Annotated in this window: 1 rRNA gene; it reads left to right on the top strand. The window is 50.8% G+C overall.

The features are described from left to right. Positions 1 to 117: 117 nt before the first annotated feature. A 23S ribosomal RNA gene (locus IFU31_RS21570) occupies positions 118 to 1,589 on the top strand; the annotation flags it as partial.

Below are 1,589 nucleotides of genomic sequence, written 5' to 3'. Positions count from 1 at the left end.
ACACTTTCACTGGTGTGGGCTCAGGCTAAGGTAAAATTTGTGAGTTGCTCTTAGAGTAAATGCGAATTTTCGGCGAATGTCGTCTTCACAGTATAACCAGATTGCTTGGGGTTATATGGTCAAGTGAAGAAGCGCATACGGTGGATGCCTTGGCAGTCAGAGGCGATGAAAGACGTGGTAGCCTGCGAAAAGCTTCGGGGAGTCGGCAAACAGACTGTGATCCGGAGATGTCTGAATGGGGGAACCCAGCTGTCATAAGACAGTTATCTCATGCTGAATACATAGGCATGAGAGGCGAACCAGGGGAACTGAAACATCTAAGTACCCTGAGGAAAAGAAATCAACCGAGATTCCCTTAGTAGTGGCGAGCGAACGGGGACCAGCCCTTAAGTTGGTTTGAGATTAGCGGAACGCTCTGGAAAGTGCGGCCATAGTGGGTGATAGCCCTGTACGCGAAAATCTCTTGTCAATGAAATCGAGTAGGACGGGGCACGAGAAACCTTGTCTGAATATGGGGGGACCATCCTCCAAGGCTAAATACTACTGACTGACCGATAGTGAACTAGTACCGTGAGGGAAAGGCGAAAAGAACCCCGGAGAGGGGAGTGAAATAGATCCTGAAACCGTATGCGTACAAGCAGTGGGAGCCCACTTTGTTGGGTGACTGCGTACCTTTTGTATAATGGGTCAGCGACTTATATTCAGTGGCGAGCTTAACCGAATAGGGGAGGCGTAGCGAAAGCGAGTGTTAATAGCGCGTTTAGTCGCTGGGTATAGACCCGAAACCGGGCGATCTATCCATGGGCAGGTTGAAGGTTGGGTAACACTAACTGGAGGACCGAACCGACTACCGTTGAAAAGTTAGCGGATGACCTGTGGATCGGAGTGAAAGGCTAATCAAGCTCGGAGATAGCTGGTTCTCCTCGAAAGCTATTTAGGTAGCGCCTCATGTATCACTGTAGGGGGTAGAGCACTGTTTCGGCTAGGGGGTCATCCCGACTTACCAAACCGATGCAAACTCCGAATACCTACAAGTGCCGAGCATGGGAGACACACGGCGGGTGCTAACGTCCGTCGTGAAAAGGGAAACAACCCAGACCGTCAGCTAAGGTCCCAAAATCCTGGTTAAGTGGGAAACGATGTGGGAAGGCTTAGACAGCTAGGAGGTTGGCTTAGAAGCAGCCACCCTTTAAAGAAAGCGTAATAGCTCACTAGTCGAGTCGGCCTGCGCGGAAGATGTAACGGGGCTCAAACCAGGTACCGAAGCTACGGGTATCACCTTAGGGTGATGCGGTAGAGGAGCGTTCTGTAAGCCTGTGAAGGTGAGTTGAGAAGCTTGCTGGAGGTATCAGAAGTGCGAATGCTGACATGAGTAACGACAATGGGTGTGAAAAACACCCACGCCGAAAGACCAAGGTTTCCTGCGCAACGTTAATCGACGCAGGGTTAGTCGGTCCCTAAGGCGAGGCTGAAAAGCGTAGTCGATGGAAAACAGGTTAATATTCCTGTACTTCTGGTTATTGCGATGGAGGGACGGAGAAGGCTAGGCCAGCTTGGCGTTGGTTGTCCAAGTTTAAGGTGGTAGGCTG

This window comes from Pseudomonas sp. CFBP 13602, assembly GCF_014842725.1.
Lineage (GTDB): Bacteria > Pseudomonadota > Gammaproteobacteria > Pseudomonadales > Pseudomonadaceae > Aquipseudomonas > Aquipseudomonas baltica.
The sequence above is the reverse complement of the archived record's forward strand: the minus strand, read 5'-3'. Positions and strand labels throughout refer to the sequence as shown.